The 25,429-nt window shown below is 70.2% G+C and carries 21 protein-coding genes; 8 read left to right on the top strand and 13 right to left on the bottom strand.

What is annotated here, in order from left to right; all coding sequences use genetic code 11:
- Window positions 1-116: 116 nt before the first annotated feature.
- The gene (locus ACN28I_RS39985; RefSeq protein ID WP_420947140.1) at window positions 117-5,558 is read left to right on the top strand and encodes a DUF6982 domain-containing protein; all 5,442 of its coding nucleotides are present in this window, start codon (window positions 117-119) and stop codon (window positions 5,556-5,558) included.
- A gap of 107 nt (window positions 5,559-5,665) precedes the next feature.
- Here the strand turns inward: ACN28I_RS39985 and ACN28I_RS39980 are convergent, their stop codons facing one another.
- Both ACN28I_RS39980 and ACN28I_RS39975 read right to left on the bottom strand, forming a co-directional pair.
- A complete protein-coding gene (locus ACN28I_RS39980; protein ID WP_420947139.1) occupies window positions 5,666-6,313 on the bottom strand; it encodes a YceI family protein in 648 nt (215 codons plus the stop codon).
- Between the two features lie 36 nt (window positions 6,314-6,349).
- Entirely contained in the window at window positions 6,350-7,216 is an 867-nt protein-coding gene (locus ACN28I_RS39975; RefSeq protein ID WP_420947138.1) for a dioxygenase, read from the bottom strand.
- A gap of 139 nt (window positions 7,217-7,355) precedes the next feature.
- Between ACN28I_RS39975 and ACN28I_RS39970 the strand changes: the two genes are divergently transcribed.
- Entirely contained in the window at window positions 7,356-8,996 is a 1,641-nt protein-coding gene (locus ACN28I_RS39970) for a sigma 54-interacting transcriptional regulator (RefSeq protein WP_420947137.1), read from the top strand.
- A gap of 139 nt (window positions 8,997-9,135) precedes the next feature.
- Here the strand turns inward: ACN28I_RS39970 and ACN28I_RS39965 are convergent, their stop codons facing one another.
- The 5 genes from ACN28I_RS39965 to ACN28I_RS39945 form a co-directional block, all read right to left on the bottom strand.
- Window positions 9,136-9,846 carry a DUF1751 domain-containing protein gene (locus tag ACN28I_RS39965; protein WP_420947136.1) on the bottom strand — a complete coding sequence of 237 codons (711 nt, stop codon included), beginning with the start codon at window positions 9,844-9,846 and terminating at the stop codon, window positions 9,136-9,138.
- Between the two features lie 170 nt (window positions 9,847-10,016).
- On the bottom strand, window positions 10,017-10,214 hold the full coding sequence (locus ACN28I_RS39960) for a hypothetical protein (RefSeq protein ID WP_047860063.1): 198 nt from the start codon (window positions 10,212-10,214) through the stop codon (window positions 10,017-10,019).
- Window positions 10,215-10,385: 171 nt separating this feature from the next.
- The gene (locus tag ACN28I_RS39955; protein WP_420948804.1) at window positions 10,386-10,601 is read right to left on the bottom strand and encodes a hypothetical protein; all 216 of its coding nucleotides are present in this window, start codon (window positions 10,599-10,601) and stop codon (window positions 10,386-10,388) included.
- A 41-nt stretch (window positions 10,602-10,642) separates the two neighbouring features.
- A complete protein-coding gene (locus ACN28I_RS39950; RefSeq protein ID WP_420947135.1) occupies window positions 10,643-11,839 on the bottom strand; it encodes an acetyl-CoA C-acetyltransferase in 1,197 nt (398 codons plus the stop codon).
- A 78-nt stretch (window positions 11,840-11,917) separates the two neighbouring features.
- A complete protein-coding gene (locus ACN28I_RS39945) occupies window positions 11,918-12,568 on the bottom strand; it encodes a hypothetical protein (RefSeq protein WP_420947134.1) in 651 nt (216 codons plus the stop codon).
- A 150-nt stretch (window positions 12,569-12,718) separates the two neighbouring features.
- Between ACN28I_RS39945 and ACN28I_RS39940 the strand changes: the two genes are divergently transcribed.
- Both ACN28I_RS39940 and ACN28I_RS39935 read left to right on the top strand, forming a co-directional pair.
- The gene (locus ACN28I_RS39940; RefSeq protein WP_420947133.1) at window positions 12,719-13,405 is read left to right on the top strand and encodes a S1 family peptidase; all 687 of its coding nucleotides are present in this window, start codon (window positions 12,719-12,721) and stop codon (window positions 13,403-13,405) included.
- 129 nt (window positions 13,406-13,534) lie between these two features.
- Window positions 13,535-13,849 carry a hypothetical protein gene (locus tag ACN28I_RS39935; protein WP_420947132.1) on the top strand — a complete coding sequence of 105 codons (315 nt, stop codon included), beginning with the start codon at window positions 13,535-13,537 and terminating at the stop codon, window positions 13,847-13,849.
- 36 nt (window positions 13,850-13,885) lie between these two features.
- On the opposite strand, the gene ACN28I_RS39930 is transcribed toward ACN28I_RS39935, so the two are convergent.
- The gene (locus ACN28I_RS39930) at window positions 13,886-14,764 is read right to left on the bottom strand and encodes a CPBP family intramembrane glutamic endopeptidase (RefSeq protein WP_420947131.1); all 879 of its coding nucleotides are present in this window, start codon (window positions 14,762-14,764) and stop codon (window positions 13,886-13,888) included.
- 36 nt (window positions 14,765-14,800) lie between these two features.
- Window positions 14,801-15,199, bottom strand: coding sequence for a thioredoxin family protein (locus tag ACN28I_RS39925; protein WP_420947130.1), 399 nt, complete (start codon window positions 15,197-15,199; stop codon window positions 14,801-14,803).
- Between the two features lie 227 nt (window positions 15,200-15,426).
- On the opposite strand from ACN28I_RS39925, the gene ACN28I_RS39920 reads away from it, so the two are divergent.
- On the top strand, window positions 15,427-15,810 hold the full coding sequence (locus ACN28I_RS39920; RefSeq protein WP_420947129.1) for a response regulator: 384 nt from the start codon (window positions 15,427-15,429) through the stop codon (window positions 15,808-15,810).
- A 24-nt stretch (window positions 15,811-15,834) separates the two neighbouring features.
- On the opposite strand, the gene ACN28I_RS39915 is transcribed toward ACN28I_RS39920, so the two are convergent.
- Window positions 15,835-16,338 (bottom strand): methyltransferase, encoded by a 504-nt coding sequence (locus tag ACN28I_RS39915; protein WP_420947128.1) that lies wholly within the window; start codon window positions 16,336-16,338, stop codon window positions 15,835-15,837.
- Window positions 16,339-16,392: 54 nt separating this feature from the next.
- Window positions 16,393-17,325, bottom strand: coding sequence for an aldo/keto reductase (locus tag ACN28I_RS39910; RefSeq protein ID WP_420947127.1), 933 nt, complete (start codon window positions 17,323-17,325; stop codon window positions 16,393-16,395).
- A gap of 131 nt (window positions 17,326-17,456) precedes the next feature.
- Here ACN28I_RS39910 and pruA point away from each other — a divergent pair, with 131 nt between their 5' ends.
- Complete coding sequence (gene pruA / locus ACN28I_RS39905; RefSeq protein ID WP_420947126.1) at window positions 17,457-19,094, top strand: L-glutamate gamma-semialdehyde dehydrogenase; 1,638 nt, start codon at window positions 17,457-17,459, stop codon at window positions 19,092-19,094.
- Between the two features lie 80 nt (window positions 19,095-19,174).
- Here pruA and ACN28I_RS39900 read toward each other — a convergent pair whose 3' ends face one another.
- A complete protein-coding gene (locus ACN28I_RS39900) occupies window positions 19,175-20,986 on the bottom strand; it encodes a HAMP domain-containing sensor histidine kinase (protein ID WP_420947125.1) in 1,812 nt (603 codons plus the stop codon).
- 109 nt (window positions 20,987-21,095) lie between these two features.
- On the opposite strand from ACN28I_RS39900, the gene deoD reads away from it, so the two are divergent.
- Entirely contained in the window at window positions 21,096-21,806 is a 711-nt protein-coding gene (gene deoD, locus ACN28I_RS39895; RefSeq protein ID WP_420947124.1) for a purine-nucleoside phosphorylase, read from the top strand.
- On the opposite strand, the gene ACN28I_RS39890 is transcribed toward deoD, so the two are convergent.
- Window positions 21,800-22,399 (bottom strand): sugar transferase, encoded by a 600-nt coding sequence (locus tag ACN28I_RS39890; protein ID WP_420947123.1) that lies wholly within the window; start codon window positions 22,397-22,399, stop codon window positions 21,800-21,802. The genes deoD and ACN28I_RS39890 overlap by 7 nt on opposite strands.
- A gap of 1,416 nt (window positions 22,400-23,815) precedes the next feature.
- Here ACN28I_RS39890 and ACN28I_RS39885 point away from each other — a divergent pair.
- On the top strand, window positions 23,816-25,105 hold the full coding sequence (locus ACN28I_RS39885) for an O-acetylhomoserine aminocarboxypropyltransferase/cysteine synthase family protein (RefSeq protein ID WP_420947122.1): 1,290 nt from the start codon (window positions 23,816-23,818) through the stop codon (window positions 25,103-25,105).
- Window positions 25,106-25,429 lie beyond the last annotated feature (324 nt).

The following is a 25,429-nucleotide window of genomic DNA, read 5'->3' as shown; positions in this document are numbered from 1 at the left end:
GAATCCGCGTTCGCGAAGTTTACCCCTCCACTCGAGTCCCCTACACTCGCCTACGGAAATTTTTTGCTTTGGCGCTGCGGCAAGAGTCCTGGCCCTGGGTCCGCAGCGAGGTGACGATGTCCGACACACGCGCGGCGATGAGGGAGTTTCGCTTCCTGGATGAGAAGCGGACGCGGGGGAGTCTTCCCCCCGCGGAGGAAGCTCGTTGGAACGAGCTACGGGGGCACCTGGATGAACCAGGTATGCCCGCGCAGGAGCAGGCCGCGGCCATGGACCCCGCGCAGCAGCCCCAGGGCTACTACGCCGAAGACGGCCAGTGGTACGCCTACCCCGAGGGGTACGATCCCAACCAGGGCTACGCGGGCTACGACCCCAACCAGGGTTACGATCCCAACCAGGCCTACGCGCAGCAGCCCCAGGGCTACTACGCCGAAGACGGCCAGTGGTACGCCTACCCCGAAGGGTATGACCCCAACCAGGGCTACGCGCAGCAGCCCGCCCAGGGTTACGACCCCAACCAGGGCTACGCGGGCTACGATCCCAACCAGGCCTACGCGCAGCAGCCCCAGGGCTACTACGGCGAAGACGGCCAGTGGTACGCCTACCCCGAAGGGTACGATCCCAACCAGGGCTACGATCCCAACCAGGGTTACGACCCCAACCAGGGCTACGCCGCTCCCCAGGGAGAGGCCTGGCCGGCCGAGCCGCAGCAGCAGGCCGACGCCGGACCGCAGCCGGATGCCGCCCACGCCTTGCCGGTGCCCGGATACGTGCCGCAGCAGCCGCAGCCGATGCCGGATCCGGTCAAGCTCAGCCTCGAGACCGAGAACCTGGAGGTCCCCGCGCTGAACGAGCCCGCGCCCTGGGAGGAGCCCACGCCGGAGACTCCCGCGCAGGCCGAGGCCGAACCCCAGGCCGAAGCCGAGCCCATGCTGTTCGACGAGGCCGAGCCCCAGGCTGAAGCCGAGCCGATGCTGCTCGACGAGGCGCAGCCCCAGGCCGAAGCCGAGCCGATGCTGCTCGACGAGGCGCAGCCCGCCACCGAGGACGTCTTCGAGGTGGCCGACACCGACGTCTCGCCCGTCAGCGAAGCCATCCCCGTCCCCGAGAGCGTTCCCGAGTCGGTCGACATGAGCGACTGGAACGACGTCACCGCCCCCTCGGCGGCCTCGCTCGCCGCGCGGCAGCGGGAGCTCGGGTTCGAGCCGGATGGCTCGGATCCCATCGAGCTGGGCGAGGACGACTTCTCCTCGCTCAACTCCGACATCCAGACGCCTCCCGCCGCCTCGGCGCCGCCGGTGGCCGACGAGCGTCCGGCGACTCCCATCCGGACCATCGAGATCCAGCACTCCGACATCGAGCTGCTCGAGGGCGAGGCCGATGCGCCGCTCGCCGCCGAGCCGGTGCTCGCCCCTGTCACCGATGAGTGGGCCTCCGCGCCGCTCGCGGTGGACTCGGAGCCGGGCGCGCAGCAGTCCGCCAGCGACTCGGACGCCGCCCTGGCCGAAGAAGATCCGATGGAGATCACCGCGTCGTACGCGATCCCCGCGTACCCGGAGCCCTCGCCCGACGCGGCATCCGTGCCCACCCTGGACACGAGCGGCATCCAGTCCGAGCCCTCCGCGGCGGACGGGACGCCCACGTTCGACGTCTCGGAGCTCGAGGCCGCTCCGGCCCTGGACGCGGCCCCCGCGGCCGAGACGCCGTGGGAGACCACTCCGGAGGAATCCGCGCCCGTCGGCGATGGCACGGAGCAGCCCACGTTCGACATGGTGGAGGTGGGTGCCGAGATCGAACCGCCGGCTCCCGCTTCGGAGTACGCGTACGGCGAGCAGGTGACGACGCTGGAGCTGAACCCGGTGCAGGTCGCGCCCGACCTGCAGGCGGACACCGTGCAGGTCGCTGACTCGTTCGAGCCCGAGGCCGCACAGCCCTCGGACTGGGGCGTGCAGACGGACACGCTCGAGGCGGCGCCCGCGGACGAGCAGACGTACGACGCGGGCAACCCGGGCGACGCCGTGCCACTGGCCAGCGCCTCGGACTTCCTGGGTCACACGGAGCAGCCGGGCACGTCGGTGTCGGACGAGCCCGTACCGCTCGAGACGACGGATGCCAGCGCGAGCTGGAGCGGGAACGAGGACGCAGGAACCGGAGAGGGCCTGCAGCTCGAGAGCGCCGCAGAGTACATGAGCACTCCGGAGTTCGCGACGGCCAGCGCGACCTGGGGCCACCAGCCGGAGACCGCTGCCGAGCCCGAGAGCACCTCGGCGTACGGCGCGCCCCTGGTCGAGGAAGCCGACGCGCCAGCCATGGAGGCCCAGCCCGAGTGGGCGACGGGCTCCGAGGAACAGGCCGCCATCGAGGTGCAGGGCGAGTGGATGACCACCGAGCCCGCCACCGCCGAGGAGCCGCAGCCGGTGATGGAGGCTCAGGCCGAGTGGACCACGCCTGCCGAAGAGCAGCCGGTGATGGAGGCTCAGTCCGAGTGGGCTACGCCTGCCGAAGAGCAGCCGGTGATGGAGGCTCAGTCCGAATGGGCCACGCCTGCCGAAGAGCAGCCGGTGATGGAGGCTCAGTCCGAGTGGGCCACGCCTGCCGAAGAGCAGCCGGTGATGGAGGCTCAGCCCGAGTGGGCTACGCCTGCTGAAGAGCAGCCGGTGATGGAGGCTCAGTCCGAGTGGGCCACGCCTGCCGAAGAGCAGCCCGTCCTCGAGGCGCAGAGCGAATGGGCCACTCCCGCTGAAGAGCAGCCGATGATGGAGGCTCAGCCCGAGTGGGCCACTCCTGCCGAGGAGCAGCCCGTCCTCGAGGCGCAGACCGAGTGGGCCACGCCTGCCGAAGAGCAGCCGGTGATGGAGGCTCAGCCCGAGTGGGCCACTCCTGCCGAGGAGCAGCCTGCTGCCGAGGCGCAGACCGAGTGGGCCACGCCTGCCGAAGAGCAACCGGTGATGGAGGCTCAGGCCGAGTGGACCACGCCTGCTGAAGAGCAGCCTGCGGCAGAGACTCAGCCCGCCGCCGAGGCTCAGCCTGAGTGGGCCACGCCAGCTGAAGAGCAGCCCGTCCTCGAGGCGCAGACCGAGTGGACCACGCCTGCCGAAGAGCAGCCGGTGATGGAGGCTCAGGCCGAGTGGGCCACGCCTGCCGAAGAGCAGCCGGTGATGGAGGCTCAGCCTGAGTGGGCCACTCCCTCTGAGGAGCAGCCTGCCGCCGAGGCTCAGTCCGAATGGGCCACTCCCGCCGAAGAGCAGCCGGTGATGGAGGCCCAAGCCGAGTGGGCCACTCCCTCTGAGGAGCAGCCTGCCGCCGAGGCTCAGCCTGAATGGGCCACTCCTGCTGAAGAGCAGCCGGTGATGGAGGCTCAGCCTGAGTGGGCCACGCCCGCTGAGGAGCAGCCTGTCCTTGAGGCGCAGACCGAGTGGGCGACTCCCGCCGAAGAGCAGCCTGCCGCCGAAGCTCAGCCCGAGTGGGCCACGTCCGCTGAAGAGCAGCCTGCTGCCGAGGCGCAGCCCGAGTGGGCCACGCCCGCTGAAGAGCAGCCCGTCCTCGAGGCGCAGACCGAGTGGGCCACGCCTGCTGAAGAGCAGCCCGTCCTCGAGGCGCAGACCGAGTGGGCCACGCCCGCTGAAGAGCAGCCGGTGATGGAGGCTCAGGCCGAATGGGCCACGCCCGCCGAAGAGCAGCCCGTGATGGAGGCTCAGGCCGAGTGGGCCACTCCCTCTGATGAGCAGCCTGTCCTCGAGGCGCAGCCCGCTGCCGAAGCTCAGCCCGAGTGGGCCACGCCCGCCGAAGAGCAGCCCGTGATGGAGGCTCAGGCCGAGTGGGCCACTCCCGCCGAGGAGCAGCCCGTGATGGAGGCTCAGGCCGAGTGGGCCACTCCCGCCGAAGAGCAGCCCGTGATGGAGGCGCAGGCCGAGTGGGCCACTCCCGCCGAGGAGCAGCCCATCCTCGAGGCTCAGCCCGCCGCCGAGGAGCAACCCGTCCTCGAGGCGCAGACCGAGTGGGCCACGCCCGCCGAAGAGCAGCCCGTCCTGGAGGCTCAGGCCGAGTGGGCGACTCCCGCCGAGGAGCAGCCTGTCCTCGAGGCGCAGCCCGCCGCCGAGGCGCAGACCGAGTGGGCGACTCCCGCCGAGGAGCAGCCTGTCCTCGAGGCGCAGACCGAGTGGGCCACGCCTGCCGAAGAGCAGCAGCCGTGGATGGCCGCCGCCGAGCCGGCGCAGAGCACCGAGTGGGCTTCGGATGGCGCCGCGCAGGACTGGAACGCCTCTGCCGAGGGGCAGACCGGGTGGAGCGCGCCCGTCGAGGAGGTCCAGCCCGAGTGGGTGGCGGAGTCCTCCGAGGCCCCGGCCGTTGCGTCCGAGTGGAATACGCCCGCCGAGGACGCGCAGCCCCTCATGGAGGCGGCGCCCGCGGAACAGGCACCCGCCTGGGGTGGCGAGTCCGCGTCCCAGGGCGAGTGGGCCAGCGCTCCCGCGGACACCGCGTGGGGCGAGCCCGCTCCGGAGGCCTCGAGTTGGGAAGCGCAGCAGGCCAGCGGCACGCAGACCGACTGGAACGCGCCCGCCGCCGAGAGCCAGGGTGAGTGGGGCGCCACGGCCCACGACGCCGAGCCCATGGACTCCGGCCGGGATCCGTCCCTCTTCGGCACGAGCAGCACCTGGTCCGCCGAGGAGCCGGAGGCCGAGGCGCAGCCCCACTGGTCCACCCAGGAGCTGGCCCAGCCTCCTGCCTTCGATCGGCCCACGACCGAGAACGACATCCCCATCATGGAGATGGAGCCCGAGCCCGAGCTCCCGGTCATGGAAGCCGCGCCCGAGCTCCCGGTCATGGAGATCGAGCCCGAGATGACGGAGATCGATCTCTCGGAGGACAGCGTGGAGCCGCCCGCCATGGCGGCGCCCGTCATCGTTCCGCCTCCGCCCCCGGCTCCCGTGGTGGCCCCCGCCCCGGTGACCCGGAGCGCGCCGCTCCCCGTGCAGCCTCCGGCGCCTGCGATGGCTCCGAGGATGTCCGCCCCTCCCCCGCCGCCTCCCGCCGCGGTGGCGGCCCCGAGGGCTCCCTCGGCCACGTCCGCCATGGCCTCGAATCAGGTGCTCGTGCCCGGGGCGCCGCCGCCTCGCGCGACGCTCAACGCCATCCCGGCCGTGCCGGCCAGCGCGTCGTCCGCGGCCGTCATCGCCCCCATCAACGCCTTCATCGAGGGCGAGCACCGGGTCATCATCCACACGGTGGAGGGCCAGGTGAAGCGCGGCGCCATCCGCGACGTGGACCTGCTCGACGAGGTCATCCCGCTCGAGCAGCAGACCGGCTTCGCCCCCGAGCGCATTCCGGTCACCCGCGTGAAGGCCATCTTCTTCATGCTCGCCACCGGCAGCCGTCCGCCGCAGCCCGAGGGGCAGAAGGTCCGCGTCACCTTCACCGACGGGCGCCAGGTGGCCGGCTTCTCCGACGACTACAAGAACACGAGCCAGGGCTTCTTCGTCATCCCCGCGGACACGCGCACCAACACCTCGCGCATCTTCATCTACCGCGCCAGCGTGCAGGCCGTCGCCGAGGGCTGAGCCCCCCTTCCCCGCCGGTGGCCTCACGCGCCGGCGGTTCCCCGAAATGAAAGAGGGGCCTCGTCACCGAGGCCCCTCCGGGCGACTGCCCCGTGCTGCTCAGCCGACTACTTCTTGGCGGGAGCGCCCGGCTTGGCCGCGGGAGCCGCCGGAGCCGCGGCGGGATCCTTCTTCTTGTTCAGCTCGAGGTCCAGCGTGATGGCGACCTCCTCGCCCACCGCCACGCCGCCGGTCTCCAGCACGCTGTTCCAGCCCAGGCCGAAGTCCTTGCGGTTGATCTTCGTGGTGGCCGAGCCGCCGCGCTTGATGTTGCCCCACGGATCCTTCGCCTCCGTGGTGAAGCCCTCCACGTCCAGCACCACCGGCTTGGTCACGCCGTGCATGGTGAGGTTGCCCGTCACCTTCAGGTTCTGGCCGGCCTGCTCCACCTTCGTCGACTTGAAGGTGATGGTGGGGTACTTCGCGGTGTCGAAGAAGTCCGCGCTGCGCAGGTGCTCGTCGCGCTTGGGCTCGTTGGTGTTGACGGTGGTGGCGTCGATGACCGCCTCCACGGTGGACTTGGTGATGTCCTTCTCGTCGATGTTGGCCGAGCCAGTCACCTTGGAGAAGGCGCCGCGCACGTTGGACACCATCATGTGCTTCACGGAGAAGTTCGCGGCCGAGTGGGCCGAGTCGATCACGAACTCGGCGGCGAAGGCCAGCGACGGGGAAGCGAGCACGAGGGCGGCAACGGCGGGCTTGAGGGACAGCTTCATGGTGTTTCTCTCCAGTTGAACGACGTACAGCGGGTTTCATCCACGCAGCGCGAAGCTGCGCATGGACAGACTCGAATAATGGAAGCCCTCGAACACCGGGGTGAGCCGGTCCTCGGGGAGGGCCGCACCGAGAACGAAGAAGAGCGGCAGGAAGTGCTCCGCACTGGGATGCGCGAGGCGCGCGTGCGGTGCGCTCGTCCAGGACTGTACCCCGGTGAAATCGCGGGCCGCGAGTTTCGCGCCCACCCACGCATCGAACTCCCCGGCCCAGGCCGCGGCGGGCGCGGATTTGTCCTGCCAGGACAGCCGGCGCAGGTTGTGGGTGATGCCGCCGCTGCCCATGAGGAGCACGCCCTCGGAGCGCAGGGGGCGCAGCACCTCGCCCAGCTTCGCCACGTCCGCGGCGGAGGCGCCCCAGGGCAGCGACACCTGCACCACCGGCGTGCGCGCCGCCGGGAGGGCCAGCCGCAACGGAATCCAGGTGCCATGGTCCAGCCCGCGCCCGGCATCCGCCACGGCCGGCACACCCGCCGCGCCCAGCCGCGCGACGATGTCCCGCGCCAGCCCGGGCGAGCCGGGGCTCGGGTACTTCAAATGATAGAGGGGCTCCGGGAAGCCGCCGAAGTCATGGATGAGCGGAGGGGCCTCCGACGCGGTGACGTGCACGGCGTGGAGTGTCTCCCAATGGGCTGACACGACCACCACCGCGCGCACCGGAGCCAGCGTCTCGCCGAAGGCCTTGAGCGCCTGGGGGTACGCATCCGTCTCCAACGCCACCATGGGCGAGCCGTGGGACACGAAGAGCGCCGGGGCCAGGCGCGTCCCCGAGCCGCCCAGCATGCCCCCCATACCGGCGGCCGCCGCTCCCTGCAACACCTCGCGTCGATTCAGGTCCGAGCTCATCTCGGGGGAACCTCATAGCAACCCCCGGGCCAGGAAACCCAACCTTCCAAGCCCTTGGAATCCCTCACCTCCCCCACTTCAGCTCGCGCGGGGGCTCTCAAAACGATAGAGAGTCCCATCATCCTGAGAGGGAGGAGCCATGGCGCCGAGGCTGGAGCTGAACCTGAGTGAGCTGCTGACGTTCGAGCCGGACGGGGGGCTCATCCACTTCGCGGGCCAGCGGGTGCTGCTGTTGGATCCGGTGGCGCTGGGGCTGCTGCGCAAGGAGCTGATGGGAACGGTGGGGATGACGGCGGCGCGGGGCATCCTCACGCGGCTGGGCTTCGCGCACGGGTGGCGGACGGCGGAGACGATGAAGAACGCCTTCCCGTGGGAGGACGAGTCGCAGTGGCGCCGTGCGGGAGGGCGGCTGCACACGCTGCAGGGCCAGGTGGTGCTGGAGCCGGTGGAGCGCCGGGCGGAGGACGGCCCGGAGCCCTTCGCGGAGGCGCTGTGGCACCACTCGTACGAGGCGGAGCAGCACGTGCTGCACCTGGGCAAGGCGGAGGAGCCGGTGTGCTGGGCGCTGACGGGCTTCGCCAGCGGCTACATGAGCTACTGCAACGGCAAGCCGGTGTACTGCATCGAGACGCGCTGCGTGGGCAAGGGAGACCCCGTCTGTCAGATCATGGGGAAGCCCGAGGAGGAGTGGAGCCCGGAGTGCCGCGAGGCGCTGCGCTTCTACGAGACGCAGTGCATGGAGGGGGCGCTGGCGCAGGTGACGGACGCGCTGAAGCAGGCCGAGCGGAAGCTGCGGGTGAAGCGGCAGACGCTGGCGCGGGTGTCGGGCGTGCCGGAGGACCCGGCGGGCATGGTGGCGCGCACCGAGGCGATGAAGCAGGTGCTGAGCCTGGCGCGGCGGGCGGCGAAGGTGGACTCGACGGTGCTGATTACCGGAGAGAGCGGCGTGGGCAAGGAGCGGGTGGCGCAGCTCATCCACGAGGAGTCGGGACGGGCGCACAAGGCCTTCGTGGCGGTGAACTGCGCGGCGGTGACGGAGAGCCTGCTGGAGAGCGAGCTGTTCGGCCACGCGCGAGGGGCCTTCACGGGGGCCACGCACGACCGGCCGGGCCTCTTCGAGGCGGCGCACGGAGGCACGCTCTTCCTGGACGAGGTGGGCGAGGTGCCCGCGTCGATGCAGGCCAAGCTGCTGCGCGCGCTGCAGGAGAAGGAGGTGCGGCGCGTGGGGGAGAACCAGAGCCGCAAGGTGGACGTGCGGGTGGTGGCGGCGACGAACCGCAACCTGGCGGCGGAGGTGGTGTCGGGACGCTTCCGGCAGGACCTCTACTACCGCCTGCGCGTCATCGAGCTGCGGGTGCCGCCGCTGCGGGAGCGGCGCGACGACATCCTGCCGCTGGCGCGCATGCTGTTGGCGGAGGCGACGGAGCGGCTGGGGAGGCGGGTATCGGGGCTGTCACCGGAGGCGGCGGATCAGCTCCTGCGGTACGAGTGGCCGGGCAACGTGCGCGAGCTGGGCAACGCCATCGAGCGGGCGGTGGCGCTGTGCGAGGGCAACCGGGTGGAGAAGGACGACCTGCCGGAGGAGGTGCGCGCGGCGCCGCCGAGCCTGGTGCCGGGGGACTCGCCGCGGACGCTGGAGGCGATGGAGCGCGAGTACATCCTCGCGGTGCTGGCGCGCAACGGAGGAAACCGGGCGCGCACGGCGGAGCAGCTCGACATCGGGGTGGCGACGCTCTACCGCAAGCTCAAGCAGTACGGAGAGCCCGAGGTGCCCAACTGAGCCCCTCTCCCAAGCCAACCACCCAGCCAACCACCCTCAAGCAACAACCCCTCTCCCCTCGGGAGAGGGTCGGGGTGAGGGTATCGAGGCCCCCGGGTTGCCCCCCGGGAGCCCCACTCAAAATCAATTCAGAAACCGGTCATCCGGGCGCTCTTCGGAGATGACGCGCAGGTGGCGCGAGCGGCCACGGAGCTGCCGCTGCAGCCGCCAGTGCTGAAGACGAAGCATCAGGCTCTTGGGGCTGCCGCCGCGCACGGCGATGAAGGTGATGGCGAGCGCGAGGAAGCTCGGGAATCTGGGTGGCCCAGCCGGCCGAGAGCCCGTTGAGGATGACGAAGGCGGCGCCGATACCGGCGAAGAAGTTGCCGGTGATGGGGATGCCCCAGAAGTTCGTCTGCCCGCGCCCGATGGACAGGCCGTAGGCCACCCAGGCGATGGAGCCCATCACCCAGCCGCCGGTGTACGGCACGCCGCGCAGCAGCGGGAAGAACAGGGCCAGGAGGACGGTGAGGAAACCGGCGAGCACCGTGCCGCCCAGCACCACCCACAGCAGCCGCTTGGAGCCCCAGCTCATCTCCAGGCCGCCGCCGATGGAGTAGAGGGCGAAGGCACCGAAGAGGATGCCGAAGGGGTGGAGCTCGACGAAGCCGTAGGTGAAGGGCTGCCAGAGCATCAACCCGGGGAACACGGCGCCGGGGGTGAGCAGCAGCATCGAGCCCACGGAGCGGACCGCCAGGGCCAACACCGAGCCCACCACGAGCCCGATCGCCAGCCTGGCCGCCGTGGATTCCACGCTGGGGAAGCCGAACCCCCCGCCTCCGCCGCCGCCAAAGCTACGCATCGGTCGCATCCAACCCTCCTCGCTCGGGACACCCGAGAGTCGTCCAAAGGTGGTGGAACACCGCCCGCTTCGCAACCGTTTCCGTCCACTTCCGGGCGCACCAAAAAGCGAAGGGCACTCATCCCCACCGTTGGGGAGAGCACCCTCGGGTCCTCGTCGTTACCGACAGGACGTCCCGCTCAGGACTTGTGGCGGTAGAACAGGGTGATGGTCAGGCAGTGGAACTCCTTGTCGGAGGACTGCGTGACGATCTTGTCCACCACGTCCAGGTTCGAGTTCTCCTTGAGCCACTTGGTGATGTTCTCGCCCATGTTCTCGCGATCGCGCGCGAGCGTGGTGGAGAACACCTTGACTCCCGTGAAGTTGATGACGGCCATTCCCGACCCTCGTGTAACCGAAGAGATTCCGCAGGTTTACCGCGAGTCTTGACGGCCATCAAGGAAACGGCCCGAAATTCCGGCCTTTTTCCTGCCCGGTGCGTGACATCTCACCCTACCCGGCAGGACGGGCAGGCGGCCCGGGACGTGGGCCGCCTCCCCGGGGACGGCTCAGCGCGAGGACGCGGCGCGGCGAGCCTGGCAGGTGAGCTCGTCCTTGCACGAGGGACCGATGCCGTCGGGGTGCGCCCCCAGCGGCGTCTTGTCGCTCTCCTCCACGCCACACACCACACACTTGCGCTTGCGGTTGCGGCGCTCGGCGCGCCGTTGCTCGGCGATCGCCTTGGCCCGCTCGCGGGCCGCCTTCGCATCCAGCTCGTTGCTCATCGTCATGGGTTCCGTTGGAGTCGTCTGGGAAGCCGGGAGGCTCACAGCACCTCGATCAGCACCGCGATGCCCTGGCCGCCGCCGATGCACGCCGAGCCGATGCCGTAGCGGGCGCCCCGGCGCTGGAGCTCGTAGGCGAGCGTCATGGTGATGCGCGCGCCCGAGGCCCCCAGCGGGTGGCCCACGGCGATGGCGCCGCCATTCACGTTCGTCTGCTCGCGCGGCAGGCCCAGCTCCTTCTCCACCGCGAGGTACTGAGGGGCGAAGGCCTCGTTCACCTCGAAGAGGTCCACGTCGGTCAGCTTGCACTGGGCGCGCTCGAGCAGCCGGCGGATGGCCGGGGCCGGGCCGATGCCCATCACCTTCGGGTCGCACCCGGAGATGCCCCAGTTGACCAGCCGGGCCAGGGGCTTGAGGCCGTGCTTCTCCACGTAGCTCCGGGTGGCCATCACCATGGAGCCCGCGCCGTCGCTGATGCCGCTGGCCGCGCCCGCGTGCACCACGCCGTCCTTCTTGAAGACCTTGGGCAGCTTCTTGAGGCCCTCCACCGTCGTGTCCGGCCGGTTGTGCTCGTCCCGGGCGAACTGCGTCTCCCCCTTCTTGCTCTTCAGGGTGACGGGGCAGATCTCCTGCGCGAAGCGGCCCGACTCCTGGGCGGCGGCGAAGCGCTTCTGCGTGAGCACCGCGTACTCGTCCACCGCGTCCTGGGACAGGCCGTAGTCCACCGCGAGCTGCTCGGCGGTGAGGGCCATGGGCTGCCCGGTGTAGCTGTCCGTGAGGGACGTCCAGAGCATGTCCTCCATGCCGCCCTTGCCCAGCGGCAGGCCCCAGCGGGCGCCGCGGATGACGTGGGGCGCCTGGCTCATGGACTCGGTGCCACCGGCCAGCACGCAGTCGGCCTGCTCGGTGAGCATCATCTCCGCCGCCGTGACGAAGGCCTGGAAGCCCGAGCCACACAGCCGGTTGACGCCCAGCGCCGGCACCGGCACCGGCACGCCCGTGCGCAGGCCCACGTGCCGCGGCAGGTAGATGGCGTCCGCACTCGTCTGCACCACGTTGCCGTAGATGACGTGCTGGATGGACTCGGGTGACACCTTCGCCTGCTCGAGCGCGGCCCGGGCCGATTCCACGGCCAGATCGGTGGCGCTCAGCTCCTTCAGCGAGCCGCCGTACGTACCGAAGGCCGTACGCTTACCGGACAGGAAGTAGATTTCTTCGCTCTTGGACACGCTCTTCATCGCGGGACGACTCCAGACGGGCTGAAAAGTTTCGCTCTTCCTACTCCCCAAACGGGCCCGGTGCACGCCCCAGGTGCATCAGACCGGGCGGCCGCCTCCCAGGAAGAGACCGGCGACGATGGCAAGGGCCACGACCGTCCACAACAACCCCTGGACGTTCTGTCTCCGAATCTCCTTTTGGCCGAGCCCCCGGTACCATGCCTGCCCCGACCGCAACCGCTCTTCCCAGGTGAAATCTTCCGAGGGATTCAACCCTTGGAGCCGCAAGCGGTGGGCCTGGAGAAGACGCTCGGGGGAGGCCCCCGGAACCCCTCCAGAGCGATAACGGCCGGGGACCTCGAAACCCGGCCGCCTGTAACCCGCGGTGAGCACGAACCCCTCCGGGGCGAGCGGGGTGAGGAGATAGAAGCGGGGCTCACCCCGCGGCGAGAAATGAAGGGTGGCGAAGGTGTGCTCGCCGGGGTGTGCGAAATCGTAGGAGGCCGTGCCCTTCTGGAAGCGGGGCTTCTCCACGTGGCTGCCCAGGGGGACGAAGCCCAGGGCCTGGAGCTGGCCCGCCAGGGGAGCGAGCTCGGGCGGGAGCCGCATCTGCCCGGCGGGGGCCTCGGGCAGGACGCGCACGCTCGCGGGGGAGAGGAAGAGCACGGCGCGCCAGAAATTGAGGAGCAGCAGCTTCACGGCCATCCCCAACGCCACGAGCACGAAGAGCAGCTCGGCGAGGGGGCTCATGGCGGGACACCCGGAGACATGGGGCGCGCACCCTAGCCCGGCACGGGCCCGGCCGCACGCCTGCTGAGCGGACCTGCGGGAATAGCCACTGTCGGGGCGTGCACATCGTCTCTGCCAGCGGGGCAACGGCTGCGCCGCGGGAGGACGGTGATGCGAGCGAGGAGACTCTCGAAGCTGGCCGGAGTGCTGGCCGTGGCGGCGCTGGCGGGGTGCGGCTCATCGAAGCAGCAGGAGGAGGGCACGCGGAAGGACTTCCTCACCCTGCGGGACGCCACGGTGACGCTCTTTCCCGGGCACTGCGCGGGCGTCATCGTCGCGGACGGGCACCATGCCCTCACCGCCGCGCACTGCATCGACGTGCCCCCGGGAGAGCGCCAACCCGTGGTGCTGCGCAGCGGGCGGATGCTCAGCGGCGTCGTGAAGGTGGTGGACCCCCTGCGCGACCTGGCCGTCATCCGCTTCGACGAGGCGGCCCCGGTGCGCCCGCTGCCCGTGGCCACCGCGATGCCCCTTCCCGGAACGGGGCTCCTCTTCTTCGGCCGCACGGACCGTCCGAACGAGCCGCAGGAGGTGGAGCTGAAGCGGCTCGGGCGCTGCCCCTCGCTGCCGGGCGTGCCCCAGGCGCTCTTCACCAGCCTGGATGGAGAGAAGGGAGACTCGGGCGCGCCGGTGGTGGACCGTCAGCTCCAGGTGGTGGGCCTGGTGCATGGGGGCGCGGCATGCAGCATCGCGACACCCACCGCCGACCTGGCGCCCGTGCTGGACACGCTCGTCGCGGAGGTGGCCCGGCCCGGTGCCGAGCAGGGAGTCGGCGGCAGCGGAGGCGCCGGCCAGTAGTCCCCCACAAGAGTCCTCTCCTGGGGCGGGCGGACGGCCGGGCCCCGGCGCGCCGGAGCGCTTGTCCGGCGCGCCACCATGCCGAACTTGAGTCGAGCAGCATCAGGCGCGCACACGACGGAGACACCCATGGCGGACACTCCCAAGAATCAGCAGAACTTCCAGCCGCGCAACGCGGGTGAGCTCGAGGACTCCATCGACGCGGCGGCGGCGCGGGTGGCCCAGGACATCAACGCGCGCGCCCGGGCCGCGGACAACCCGGGATCCTCACAGGACACCTCCTGGGAGGCCCGCGTCGAGCGCGGCGAGGAGTGGGAGGAACAGGACGACAAGGACCCCGTCCGCAACCACGACATCAACGAGGACGTCTACAAGCGCGAGGCCCCCTCGGACCAGCGCGACGAGAAGACGGCGAGCCCCGTGGACCGGGACCGGAAGCGCTGACCCATCCCGCGCGTGCGGCCGGCGCCTGCCCTGGCGTCAGCCGCGCGCGAACAACGGGCCCTCGCGCTCGGACCTCACCGTGAAGCGGAAGAGGAGGAACAGCGCGGCGAGCGCCAGCGCCGTCACCCCGAGCCCCACGCTCTCGTGCCAGGGGGTGTTGGCGAGTTCCACGCGCCGCAGCACGCCGCCCTGGGCGTCGAAGCCGGCATGGAGGCGGTAGACGACGTTGCCGCCCCAGTGCAGGCCGATGCCCAGCCAGAGCGAGCCGGTCCGCACCAGCGCGAGCGCGAACATCAGCCCGATCAGCCCCAGGAAGACGGTGTCCTCCAGCGTCAGCCGCACGTACCAGGCGTGGTTGACGACGTAGAAGCACGTGGTGAGCGCGACGAGCGCGCCCGCGGACAGGTGGCCCGAGAGGTGGCGGAAGACGTACCCGCGCACCAGCACGTCATCCGTGGCGGACGAGAGGAACATCGCCAGCAGGGCCTGCGCCAGCAGCACGGCGGCATCCCCGGCCGGACGTACGCCCTCGACGCGGAAGGCGCCCAGCGCCCAGAGCAGCCCGTACTTGAGCGCCCAGAAGGCCGCGCAGAAAGCGAAGCCCAGCAGCAGGTTGCGCCCCCAGCCCCGGTGCCACGCGAGCCCCAGCTCCCCCAACCCGCCCGCTCCGCTCAGCCGCCCCACCCCATGGGCCAGCGGGAAGAAACCGGCGTAGAGCACCAACCACGCCACGGGCGGCAACCGCACGAAGTTCGGAACATTCAGGTACACGTCCAGCACGACGAAGCCCGCCACCAGCCACAGCAGGCCCCGCGCGAGCGGACGGCTCGGGGAGGCCTCGCTGCTCGAGGCGACGGCGAAGACGGGGGACTCGGTGGGGACGGGACTCGGAACCTGGGAGGGTGCGGCGCGCATGAAGGGCGCGCAATGTAGACCAAGGCGCGGAGCCGATCACACCCCGTGCAGACCCACCCGGACGCGCGCCTTGCTGGCCCGGAATTCCGCCAGCTTCCGCCGCACCTCGCCCATGTCCAGGGCGCGCGCCTGTCGGATGACATCCTCCAACATCGGCTCGGGCAGCACCCCCACGTGGTTGAGCAGCAGGAAGCCGTCGCGGAACACCATCAGCGCCGGCAACGCCTGCACGCCCATGACCTCCACCAGCTCCGGCTGCCCGTTCACATCCACCCGGGCGAAGGTGACATCCGGGTAGCGCCCCGCCATTCCCTCGAAAACAGGGCCGAAGATGCGGCAGGGCGAGCACCACTTCGCCCACCATTCGATGAGCAGGATGCCGGGCCTCCCCAACGTCGGCCCGAAGCTCTTGCTGTCCAGGGAGACCACCGACATGGGATTCCTCCAGGAAGACGGCACCGCGCCACTCTCCTCCTAAAGGTAGGAGTCCGCGGACGCAGCGGAAGATTCACCCCGCCGAATGCGGAAAAGACGACCCGTCCCTCTTCCTAATCCTCGGGAAGCGAGCGAAACTGAACACGTCCGCGATTGGGGGTACGGGCCCATGAATACCCCCGGTGAAACCGGAACGCGGAAGCCGGCCCGGGAGAGTGGAGAGTTCCGTGAAGCCCAGAGTGCTGATCGTGGATGACTCGTGGTCCATGCGCCAGACGCTGCGGCTGTTGCTCGCCCCGGAGTTCGACTGCGCGCTCGCCGAGAACGGGCTGTCCGCGCTGGAACAGGCGCGCCGGAGCCCGCCCGACATCATCGTGTCGGACGTGAACATGGACGGCATGGACGGGTACGAGCTGTGCCGCCAGGTGCGCGCCGAGCCCCCGCTCCAGAAGGTGCCCTTCCTCTTCATCAGCGGCCACGCGCCCCGCCCGGGCATTCCCGAGGCCGGCGACGCCTACCTCATCAAGCCCGTCCAGCCCGCCGTCCTCATCGCGCGGCTGCACGAGCTGCTCCCGTCGGCCCCGCTCGCCCTCGCCGCCGTCCGGAGTTGAGCGGACCGGCGGAAACGCCGGGCCTCAATTCCACAAGAAGCTGTCCGCGCCCCGGTGGACGACCGCGAGCTGCGCCAGGTATTCGCGCTCCGCACGCACCATGCGCCGGAAGGCCTCGAGCTGGAGCACGACCGCGACGAAGGCCACCGGCATCCACAACGACCAGGCGATGATCTGCAGCAGAAGCCCCAGGTAGATGGGGTTCTCCAGATAGCGATAGAGCCCCGTGGTCAGATGGTGTGCGGGCCGATTGGCCGACATCGAGAACGACTGGGCGCGCGTGAGCTGGATCTCCCCGGCGAACTCCATCCCCAACCCCACGGCCTGCACGACTACCGCCCCCCATCCCCACCCGCCCGGCAGCTCCAGCGCGAAGAAGAACGGGGCGAGCAGCAGGACCATGGGAAGCGGCGTTCCACGCGGCAGGATGACGCGCCTGCGCTCCGCTGGCGGCGTGCGTGCCACGACCAGCGCCTCATTGAACAGCAGGCACACGAACAGGATGCGGCTGACGGTGAAGGCACTCATGCGCTCCGCCCATTCTATCCCAAGCCCCCTGGCGGATGACGGGGTGCCCGCGGCTCAGGGATTCCACCACACGGCGCCCTTGCCCTCGATGGCCTCCACCGCGCGCCGCCGCACGTCCGCCATCTGCTCGGAGGTAAGGGGCCGGAAGGCCGCGGCGGCGTGGAGGGCGGCGTCCTGCTCGTTGGGGAAGCTCATCCCCATCAGCGCCACGTCCGGCTCCAACGTGAGCGTGTAGCGCACGCACTCCTCCACCCCGAGATGGGGCAGCGAGGGCGCGCCCGTGTCCGCTCCGCCCGAGCTCACCTTGCCGCGCGGACGCGCCTGCAGTGGCCGCCCGTAGCCCTCGGAGTCCCCGAGCAGCTTGCCGGCCCCGAAGGTCTTGAAGGTCACCGTGCCCACCCCCTTCTCCTTCGCCAGCGGGAGGATCTCCTCCACGTAACGCGGGTGGACGTAGGGCCCCACGGGGAACATCACCACGTCACAGCGGCCGGACTCGAGCGCGGCGCGCAGCACGTCCGGGTGGTGGCTGGAGATGCCCCGGAAGCGCGCCTTGCCCTGGCGCACGCACCGCTCCAGCTCCTCCAGGCCTCCGCCCGGCGCCGCCAGCCGCTCCCACGTGTCCAGCGTCGAAAGGTTGTGGAAGACGAAGAGGTCCACCGCCTCCAGTTGCAGCCGGCGCAGGCTCTCCTCCACCTGGGGCGTCACCGGCTGGTCCAGGAAGTCCACCTTGTCGATGACGAACATGCCCTCGCGGCGGCCGCGCAGGGCCTCGCCGACGATCTGCTCGCTGTAGCCGTCCTCGTAACCGGGGGCGGTGTCGATGACGTTGAGCCCGGCGTCCATGGCGCGGTGCAGCGTGGCTACGCACTGCGCCAGGGGGACGGAGCGGTCCGCCAGGTCCCCGATGCCCACCGCGGTGGCCAGGAAGCCGGTACGCCCGAGCCGCCGTCGAGCCTGGAAGCGGGGAAGCGTTCGTTCGTCTGCCATGGGAGCCTCAGTCTGGGTGATGGATGTGATGTCCGAAGGTACGGGTTTTACATACCCCGAGACTTCAACCATCGAGACGAAGGGCTATGCTCCGCCGCCCTTTCCCCGATTTCTCCCCCGAGGAGCCCCGCGTGATCAACGCCAACGTCCGCGTCCCCCCGCCGCAGAACGAGCCCGTGCTCTCCCACGCGCCCGGCAGCCCCGAGCGCGCCGAGCTGCAGGCCACGCTCAAGCGCATGGCCTCCGAGCAGATCGAGATTCCGATCGTCATCGGCGGCAAGCGCATCAAGTCCAGCAAGACGGACACGGTGCGGATGCCGCACAAGCACTCGCACGTGCTGGCCACGCTGCACGAGGCGGACGCCAGCCACGTGGAGCAGGCCATCCAGAGCGCGCTGTCGGTGAAGGACGAGTGGGCGCGGATGCCCTTCGTGGAGCGGGCGGCCATCTTCCTGCGCGCCGCGGAGCTGCTGGCCACGAAGTACCGCCCCATCCTCAACGCCTCCACCATGCTGGGCCAGTCGAAGACGGCGCACCAGGCGGAGATCGACGCGACGTGCGAGGCGGTGGACTTCCTGCGCTACAACGTCCACTTCGCGCAGCAGCTCTTGAGCGATCAGCCGGTGAGCCCGGCGCAGACGTGGAACATGATGGACTACCGTCCGCTGGACGGGTTCGTGTTCTCGGTGGCGCCGTTCAACTTCACGTCCATCGCGCTCAACCTGTGCGTGGCGCCGGCCATCATGGGCAACGTGGTGCTCTTCAAGCCCTCGAACACGGCGGCCTACAGCAACTGGTACAACATGGAGCTGCTGCGCGAGGCGGGCCTGCCCGACGGCGTCATCAACATGCTCCCGGGAGACGGCCCCACGGTGGGCAACCCCGTGCTGGCCAGCCCGCACCTGGGCGGCATCCACTTCACCGGCTCCACGCCCACCTTCCAGGGCATGTGGCGCACGGTGGGCGAGAACATCGCCCGCTACAAGCAGTACCCGCGGCTGGTGGGTGAGACGGGCGGCAAGGACTTCATCTTCGTGCACCCCTCGGCGGCGGAGGACCTGGACGCGGTGGCCACGGCCATCGTGCGCGGCGGCTACGAGTACCAGGGCCAGAAGTGCTCGGCGGCCTCGCGCATCTACGTGCCCGAGTCCCTGTGGCCCAAGCTCAAGACGCGGCTGCAGGAGATGATCGCCGAGCTGCGCATGGGCGACGTCACCGACTTCCGCAACTTCATGGGCGCGGTCATCGACGAGAAGTCCTTCAAGCGGACGTCCTCGTACCTCGAGCTGGCGAAGAACAGCGGCTCGGAGGCGACCATCGTCGCGGGCGGCGAGGCGGACCGGAGCGAGGGCTGGTTCGTGAAGCCCACGCTGGTGCAGCTCACCAACCCGCGCCACCGCATCATGCAGGAGGAGATCTTCGCGCCGGTGGTGGGCCTGTACGTGTACCCGGACGCGAAGCTCGAGGAGACGCTGCGCGAGTGCGACTCGTGCGCCACGTACGCGCTGACGGGCGCGGTGTTCGCGAGGGATCGCAAGGCCATCAGCCTGATGATGAGCACGCTGCGGCACGCGGCGGGCAACTTCTACATCAACGACAAGCCCACGGGCGCCGTGGTGGGCCAGCAGCCCTTCGGCGGCTCGCGCGCCTCGGGCACCAACGACAAGGCGGGCTCCATGTTGAACCTGGTGCGCTGGACGTCTCCGCGCACCATCAAGGAGAACCTCGCCCCGCCCACCCGCGTCCCCTACCCGTACATGGGCCAGTAGGACCCGGGAGCACGAGGCTCCGGCTGGAGGAAGGGCTCGGAACCGCGAGGGAGACCTCGAGGGTTCCGGGCCCTTCGCATTCATCCCCCCGCTGGCGCTCCCGGAGCGGCCACACGGGGCAGGCGGACCGTGAACGTCGTCCCCTCCCCCTGCGCGGACCGCACCTCGATGGCGCCCCCGTGCGCCTCGACGAGCTGCCGGCTGATGAAGAGCCCCAGGCCCAGGCTGCCCGGGGCACCGCCCCGCGTGCTCCGGCCCTTCTGAAAGGGCTCGAACAAGGTGGGCAGCACCTCGGCCGGAATGGGAGGGCCCTCGTTGTGGATCTCCAGGAACACCTCCCCGTCCGCCCCCCGCGAGCTCACCCGGACGGGCGTGTCCGCGGGGCTGTGCTGCACGGCATTGCCCACCAGGTTGGTGATGACCTGGGCCATGCGGTCCGCGTCCCACGCCCCCTGGGCGTCCCCCCCGGGCTGGAAGTGGATGTGCCGCTCGGGGTACGCGAGCTGCACCTCCTCCACCACGTGCCGGGCGAGCTCGTGGAAGTCCAGGGGCCTGGGCTCCACGGGAATCCCCCCCACCCGCGCCTGCGTGGAATCGAGCAGATCTCGAATCAGCCGGATGGCCCGGTCCGCCGCCGAGTAGATGCGGCCCAGCCCCTTGGCCTGCCAGTCCTGGAGGCCCTCGCGCTTGAGCATCATGCTGGCGGACATGGAGATGGCCGAGATGGGATTGCGCAAGTCATGGGACACGACGGCCACCAGGTCCTCGCGGATGCGGGCGGCCTCCTGGGCCTCCCGGGCGAGCACCTCCAGCCGGGCCCGGTCCGCTTGCACCTCCCGCAGCAGTTGCTCGCGCTCCTCCTTGGCCTCCTGGAGCGAGCGCGCCATCTTCGTGAAGGTCTCGGCGAACATCTTCAGCTCCCGGGGCCCCTCGGCCGGCACCGCGATGTCGAAGGCCCCTCCCTGGAGCGCCCGGGCCCTGTCGGTGAGTGTCGACACGGGGCGCGAGAAGTGGCGCGCGAAGACGAAGGAGAGCCCCACGGCGAGCGCCGCCAGGACCACGGCGGCCATGGCCAGCCGGGCCCGCAGCGCGCGCACCGGAGCAAAGGCCTCCGCCTGCTCGATGTGGGCCATGATGCAGCCGCCACCCAGCTCCTCGATGAAACGGAAGCCGTGGATGACGCCGACGTCTCGATAGTCCAGGGCCAGGAGCTCCGCGTCCCGGCCCGACAGGCACTCACGCATGGGCCGGGCGTCGATGGGATGGCTCCGGCTCTCCCCCGAGTGCCCCGGGTACCTCGGCTGCGTGATGAAGACCCCCTGGCTGTCCGCCAGGAACGTCTCCCCCGACTCGCCCAGTCCATACCGGTCCCGGAAGAGGGGCTCGAGATGCGTGGCGGCACTGAAACGCAACCCCAGCCTCATCCCTCCTCCCTCGATGACCATGTCGTAGACGCGCTCATGGCCCTGCTTGGGCTCGACGCGCGCGAGCTGGCCGGGTGGAAGCGGCGTCAGGTCCGCCAGGGACTCCGCCTCCTCCCCCACCTGGATGGGTTCCAGCCCACGGACCACCAGCCGGGCGCCCCGCCCTCCCTCGGTGGCCACGAAGCCGGCGAGCGTGTCCTGGAGACAGCGCACCCGCTCCGGCTCCTCGTCGGACTCGCAGTCGGACAGCGCGACCAGCAAGCCGCTGGCACGCTCATGCTGCCGGCTCAACCGCATCACCAGGGTATGCTCGCGCGCGTTCGCGGCGATTCCCACGGCCCGGATGGCATTCTCGCGCACGGCCTCGCTCGCCGCCCGATAGGCCAGCCCGCCAAGCGCCGCCGTCGTCACCAGCACGGGGAGGACCATCAACAGCAGGAGCTGGGAGCGGAAGGAGAGCGTCCTCATGACCTGCTCAAGAGAATGAGCATGAGGATTCCCCGGCGTCCCGGTCTGGCCGCCTGCCCCCCTGCCATAACCTCTTCGCCCGGACAGCGGAGGGGCTATGCTCCGCGCCATGCCTACCCCCCATATCTCCGCCGCGCCGGGAGACTTCGCCGACGTGGTGCTCATGCCCGGCGACCCGCTGCGCGCCCGCTACATCGCCCAGCGCTTCCTCCAGGACGCCCGCGAGGTCACCTCGGTCCGCAACATGTACGGCTTCACCGGCCAGAGCCGCGGCCGCAAGGTGTCCGTCATGGGCCATGGGATGGGAATCCCCTCCATCTCCATCTACGCCACCGAGCTCATCCGGGAGTACGGCGCCCGCGTGCTCATCCGCGTGGGCAGCTGCGGCGCCCTGCGCCAGGACGTGAAGCTGCGCGACGTCATCGTCGCGCTCGCCGCGGGCACCGACTCCAACGTCAACCGCATGCGCCTCAAGGGCCAGGACTTCCCCGCCGTGGCGGACTTCGCCCTCGCCCGGCAGGCCGTCGAGGCCGCCGAGAGGCGCAAGCTCCCGGTGCGCACCGGCTCCGTCTTCAGCTCGGATCTCTTCTACGCCCCGGGCGGAGAGAACTACGAGGTCCACGAGCGCATGGGCATGCTCGCCGTGGAGATGGAAGTGGCCGGCCTGTACGGCGTGGCCGCCGAGTTCAACGCCCGCGCCATGGCCCTGCTCACCGTCTCGGACCACCTGCGCACGGGCGAGAAGCTCAGCGCCGAGGCCCGCCAGAACTCGTTCGACGAGATGATCGAACTGGCCCTGGACGTGGCCACCGCTCAGTAGGCGCCGGTCCGCCTCAGCACGGCCGGCAGCGTCCGCAGCAGGATTTCGAGGTCCAGCCAGAGCGACCAGCGGTGGATGTACTCGCAGTCGAGCCGGACCACGTCCTCGAAGTCGGTGATGGAGCTGCGGCCGCTGACCTGCCACAGGCCGGTGATGCCCGGAAGGGCCCCCAGCCGGCCGAAGTGGTGCTCGCGGTAGTTGACCAGGTCCGACTCGAAGAAGGGCCGGGGCCCCACCAGCGACATGTTCCCCCACAGCACGTTGAGGAGCTGGGGCAGCTCGTCCAGGCTCCACTTGCGCAGGAAGGTCCCCACGCGGGTGACGCGGGGATCATTGGGAATCTTGAACAGGCGCGCATCGCCGCTCGTGTTGAGGTGGGCCAGCTTGGCCTTCTCCGCGTCGGCGCCCACCCGCATGGTGCGGAACTTCATCATGCGGAAGGTGCGACCGCCCTGCCCCACCCGCTCCTGGGCGAAGAAGACGGGCCCGCGCGAGTCGAGCTTGATGGCGATCGCGATGAGCGCCAGCAGCGGGGAGATGGCCAGCAGTCCCAGGCCCGCGCCGAGCAGGTCCACCGCCCGTTTGATCCACATCTGCTGCGCGCGCAGCGAGGGGATGGTGAGCCTCCATGAAGGAGAGCGAGCGGTAGGAGATGGGCGAGGGGCGCACCCAGCCGAGCCGGTCATAGCGGGACACGGCCAGCAGCCGGACGCCGGCGGACACCACGGCCTCCATCAGCGCCTTCATCTGCGCGTCGTCCACGAAGCCGCAGAGCACCACGGTGTCCACCGCGTTGTGCTGGAGCACGTTCCAGAGGTCATCCACGGAGCCGAGCACCTTGCCCGGACCATCGCTGGGAAGCTCGGGCACGGTGGGGGAGACCCATCCCACCACCTCCAGCACGCCGAAGTGCTCCAGGCGCTCGCGCACCCGCTGGCAGGCGGGGTCATCCGGAGAGCCCACCAACATCACCCGCTCGGCGGGGGAGTGAAAGGCGGGGATGCGGATGAGCCGGCCGATGAGCTGGTCGAGCATGAAGCGGTTCAACATGACGGTGACGCCCAGGCCGCCCACCGCCGTGAAGTAGTGCACCACCACCGGGGCGAGGCCGCGCAGCCACAGGTCACGCCAGAGCACCAGGCCCACCGCGAGCATCACCCCGCTGACGACCAGCCGCAGCGAGCGCCAGTTGTCTCCGGAGCGGTAGGCCCCGGCGATCAGCAGGCCCACCACGAGGGCGCCGCCCATCTGCCACCCACCGGCGGAGCCGAGCGGGGGAACGGCCCAGCGCGTGGCCGCGTCGAGAGGCTCGAGCTTCTGGCTGGTCTGCACGACGTTCAACGCGGCGCGGACCATGAGGAAGGCCGCGATGTCGGCGACGACCAGCAGGAAGACGCGCGAGGTGGCCCGCAGGGCGTGCATCAACAGCGTGCGGGAGGCCCGGCGCTGCAGCACGACGCGAGGAGGCACCAACCACAGAGGCTTGGCTGGGACTGGGACCGCGAGGAATCGGCCCGACGCGGAGGTAGTCCCGGGGGGAGGGACAGGCGAGGCAGGGGGGCTCACTCTCATATTTTGCCATCCGGCTCGCGAGCGAGTCCATGGCCGATGCGGAATAAAGACCCGACCTGCCGGGTTGGAGCGCCCTCGCGCTCGCCTGGCTGCTACACGCCGGACGGCATATTCCGCCGCGCCCCATCAGGCCGGGCCGCACCCCATACCTGGTGGATCTGGTGGCGCTTCCGTCATCACGGACATCCTGTTCAACGGATGTCTTGACAACATAACGGACGGGGTTCATGTTGCCGTTCGTCATGAGCTTCGCGCCCTTCGCCTGCCGTCGAATGTGGATGCCGAGTGGTGGGCCTCTGCCCGCCGCCGGTTGACCGACGTTCGTCGACCCGTGGCGAGGAAGAGCGGAGCCCACCATCCCGCGAGGGTCGGTGGGCTCAGTCGTTTCATGCCTCCGGTGCCCTCGTGGCTTTTCAGCCCCACCGAGGAGCACCTCCATGAGCACGAATCCGTCGCAGTCCAAGCACTTCGAGACCCTGGCCCTGCACGCCGGCTACGAGCCCGACCCCACCACGGGCTCGCGCGCCGTGCCCATCTACCAGACGACGAGCTACCAATTCCGCAACGCACAGCACGCGGCGGACCTGTTCGCGCTCAAGGAGCCGGGCAACATCTACACGCGCATCATGAACCCCACGACGGACGTCTTCGAGAAGCGCATCGCGGCGCTCGAGGGCGGAGTGGGCGCGCTGGCGGTGGCGTCGGGACAGGCGGCGGAGACGCTGGCCATCCTGAACATCCTCAAGGCGGGTGACGAGCTCGTCTCGGCCACGAGCCTCTACGGGGGCACGTACAACCTGTTCAAGGTGACGCTGCCGAGGCTGGGCATCCAGACGCGCTTCGTGGATGCGAACAAGCCGGACGAGGTGCGGGCTGCCATCGGGCCGAAGACGAAGGCGCTCTACATCGAGGCGGTGGGCAACCCGCGGCTGGACATTCCGGACTTCGAGGTGCTGGGGGCCATCGCCCGCGAGGCGGGGATTCCGCTCATCGTGGACAACACGGCGCTGTCGCCGGCGCTGTTCAACCCGCTGCGCCACGGGGCGAACATCGTGGTGCACAGCGCGACGAAGTACATCGGCGGCCACGGGACGTCGATTGGCGGCGTCATCGTGGACGGCGGCACGTTCCCCTGGGACAACGGACGCTTCCCCGAGTTCACCGAGCCCAGCCCGGGCTACCACGGGCTGCGGCTGACGGAGGCGCTCGGGGCGGCGGCGTACATCGGCAAGGCGCGGCTGGAGGGACTGAGGGACCTGGGCCCGTCGCTGAGCCCGTTCAACGCCCACGCCTTCATCCTGGGGCTGGAGACGCTGAAGCTGCGGGTGGAGAAGCACTCGGAGAACGCGCTGGCGGTGGCGAAGTGGCTGCGGCGGCACCCGAAGGTGGAGTGGGTGCGCTACCCGGGGCTGGAGGAGGATCCGTCCTTCGCGAACGCGAAGAAGTACCTGCGCAACGGAGCGGGCGGACTGGTGGCGTTCGGGGTGCGGGGCGGAGTGGAGGCGGGGCGCAAGCTCATCGATGGCGTGAAGCTGTGGAGCCTGCTGGCGAACATCGGAGACACGCGCTCGCTGATCATCCACCCGGCGAGCACGACGCACCAGCAGCTCACGCCCGAGGAGCGGCTGAGCACGGGAGTGACGGACGGACTGGTGCGGCTGTCGGTGGGCCTGGAGCACCTGGACGACCTGCAGGCGGACCTGGACCAGGCGCTCTCCGCGTCCTGAAGCCTCTGTCAGAGCCCCCTCCCCCACTCACGTCCAACCTCCCCTCGCCCTCCGGGAGAGGGACGGGGTGAGGGTGCCACGCATCCCAGGTTGGATCTCATCCCAAGAGGAACCCCACCATGTCCCCATCGCCGTGTGTCTTCGACCTCTCACTGCCCGACCTGCCACTCGAAGCAGGAGCGCGGGTCATGTCCCACGTGTCCCGAGGCTGGTGGTGGGGACCGGAGCAGGACCTGCCCTGGCTGCGTTCAAGAGCCCACGTGCTCCCGCCGGAGACCGTGCGAGAGAACGCCCTGCGCGTCGTGCGCCGCACGAAGGAGGAGC

This window comes from Archangium gephyra, from assembly GCF_049060025.1.
In the GTDB taxonomy this organism is placed as follows: domain Bacteria; phylum Myxococcota; class Myxococcia; order Myxococcales; family Myxococcaceae; genus Archangium; species Archangium gephyra_A.
Note: the sequence above shows the minus strand (reverse complement) of the source record. Positions and strands in the feature narration are given on the sequence as shown.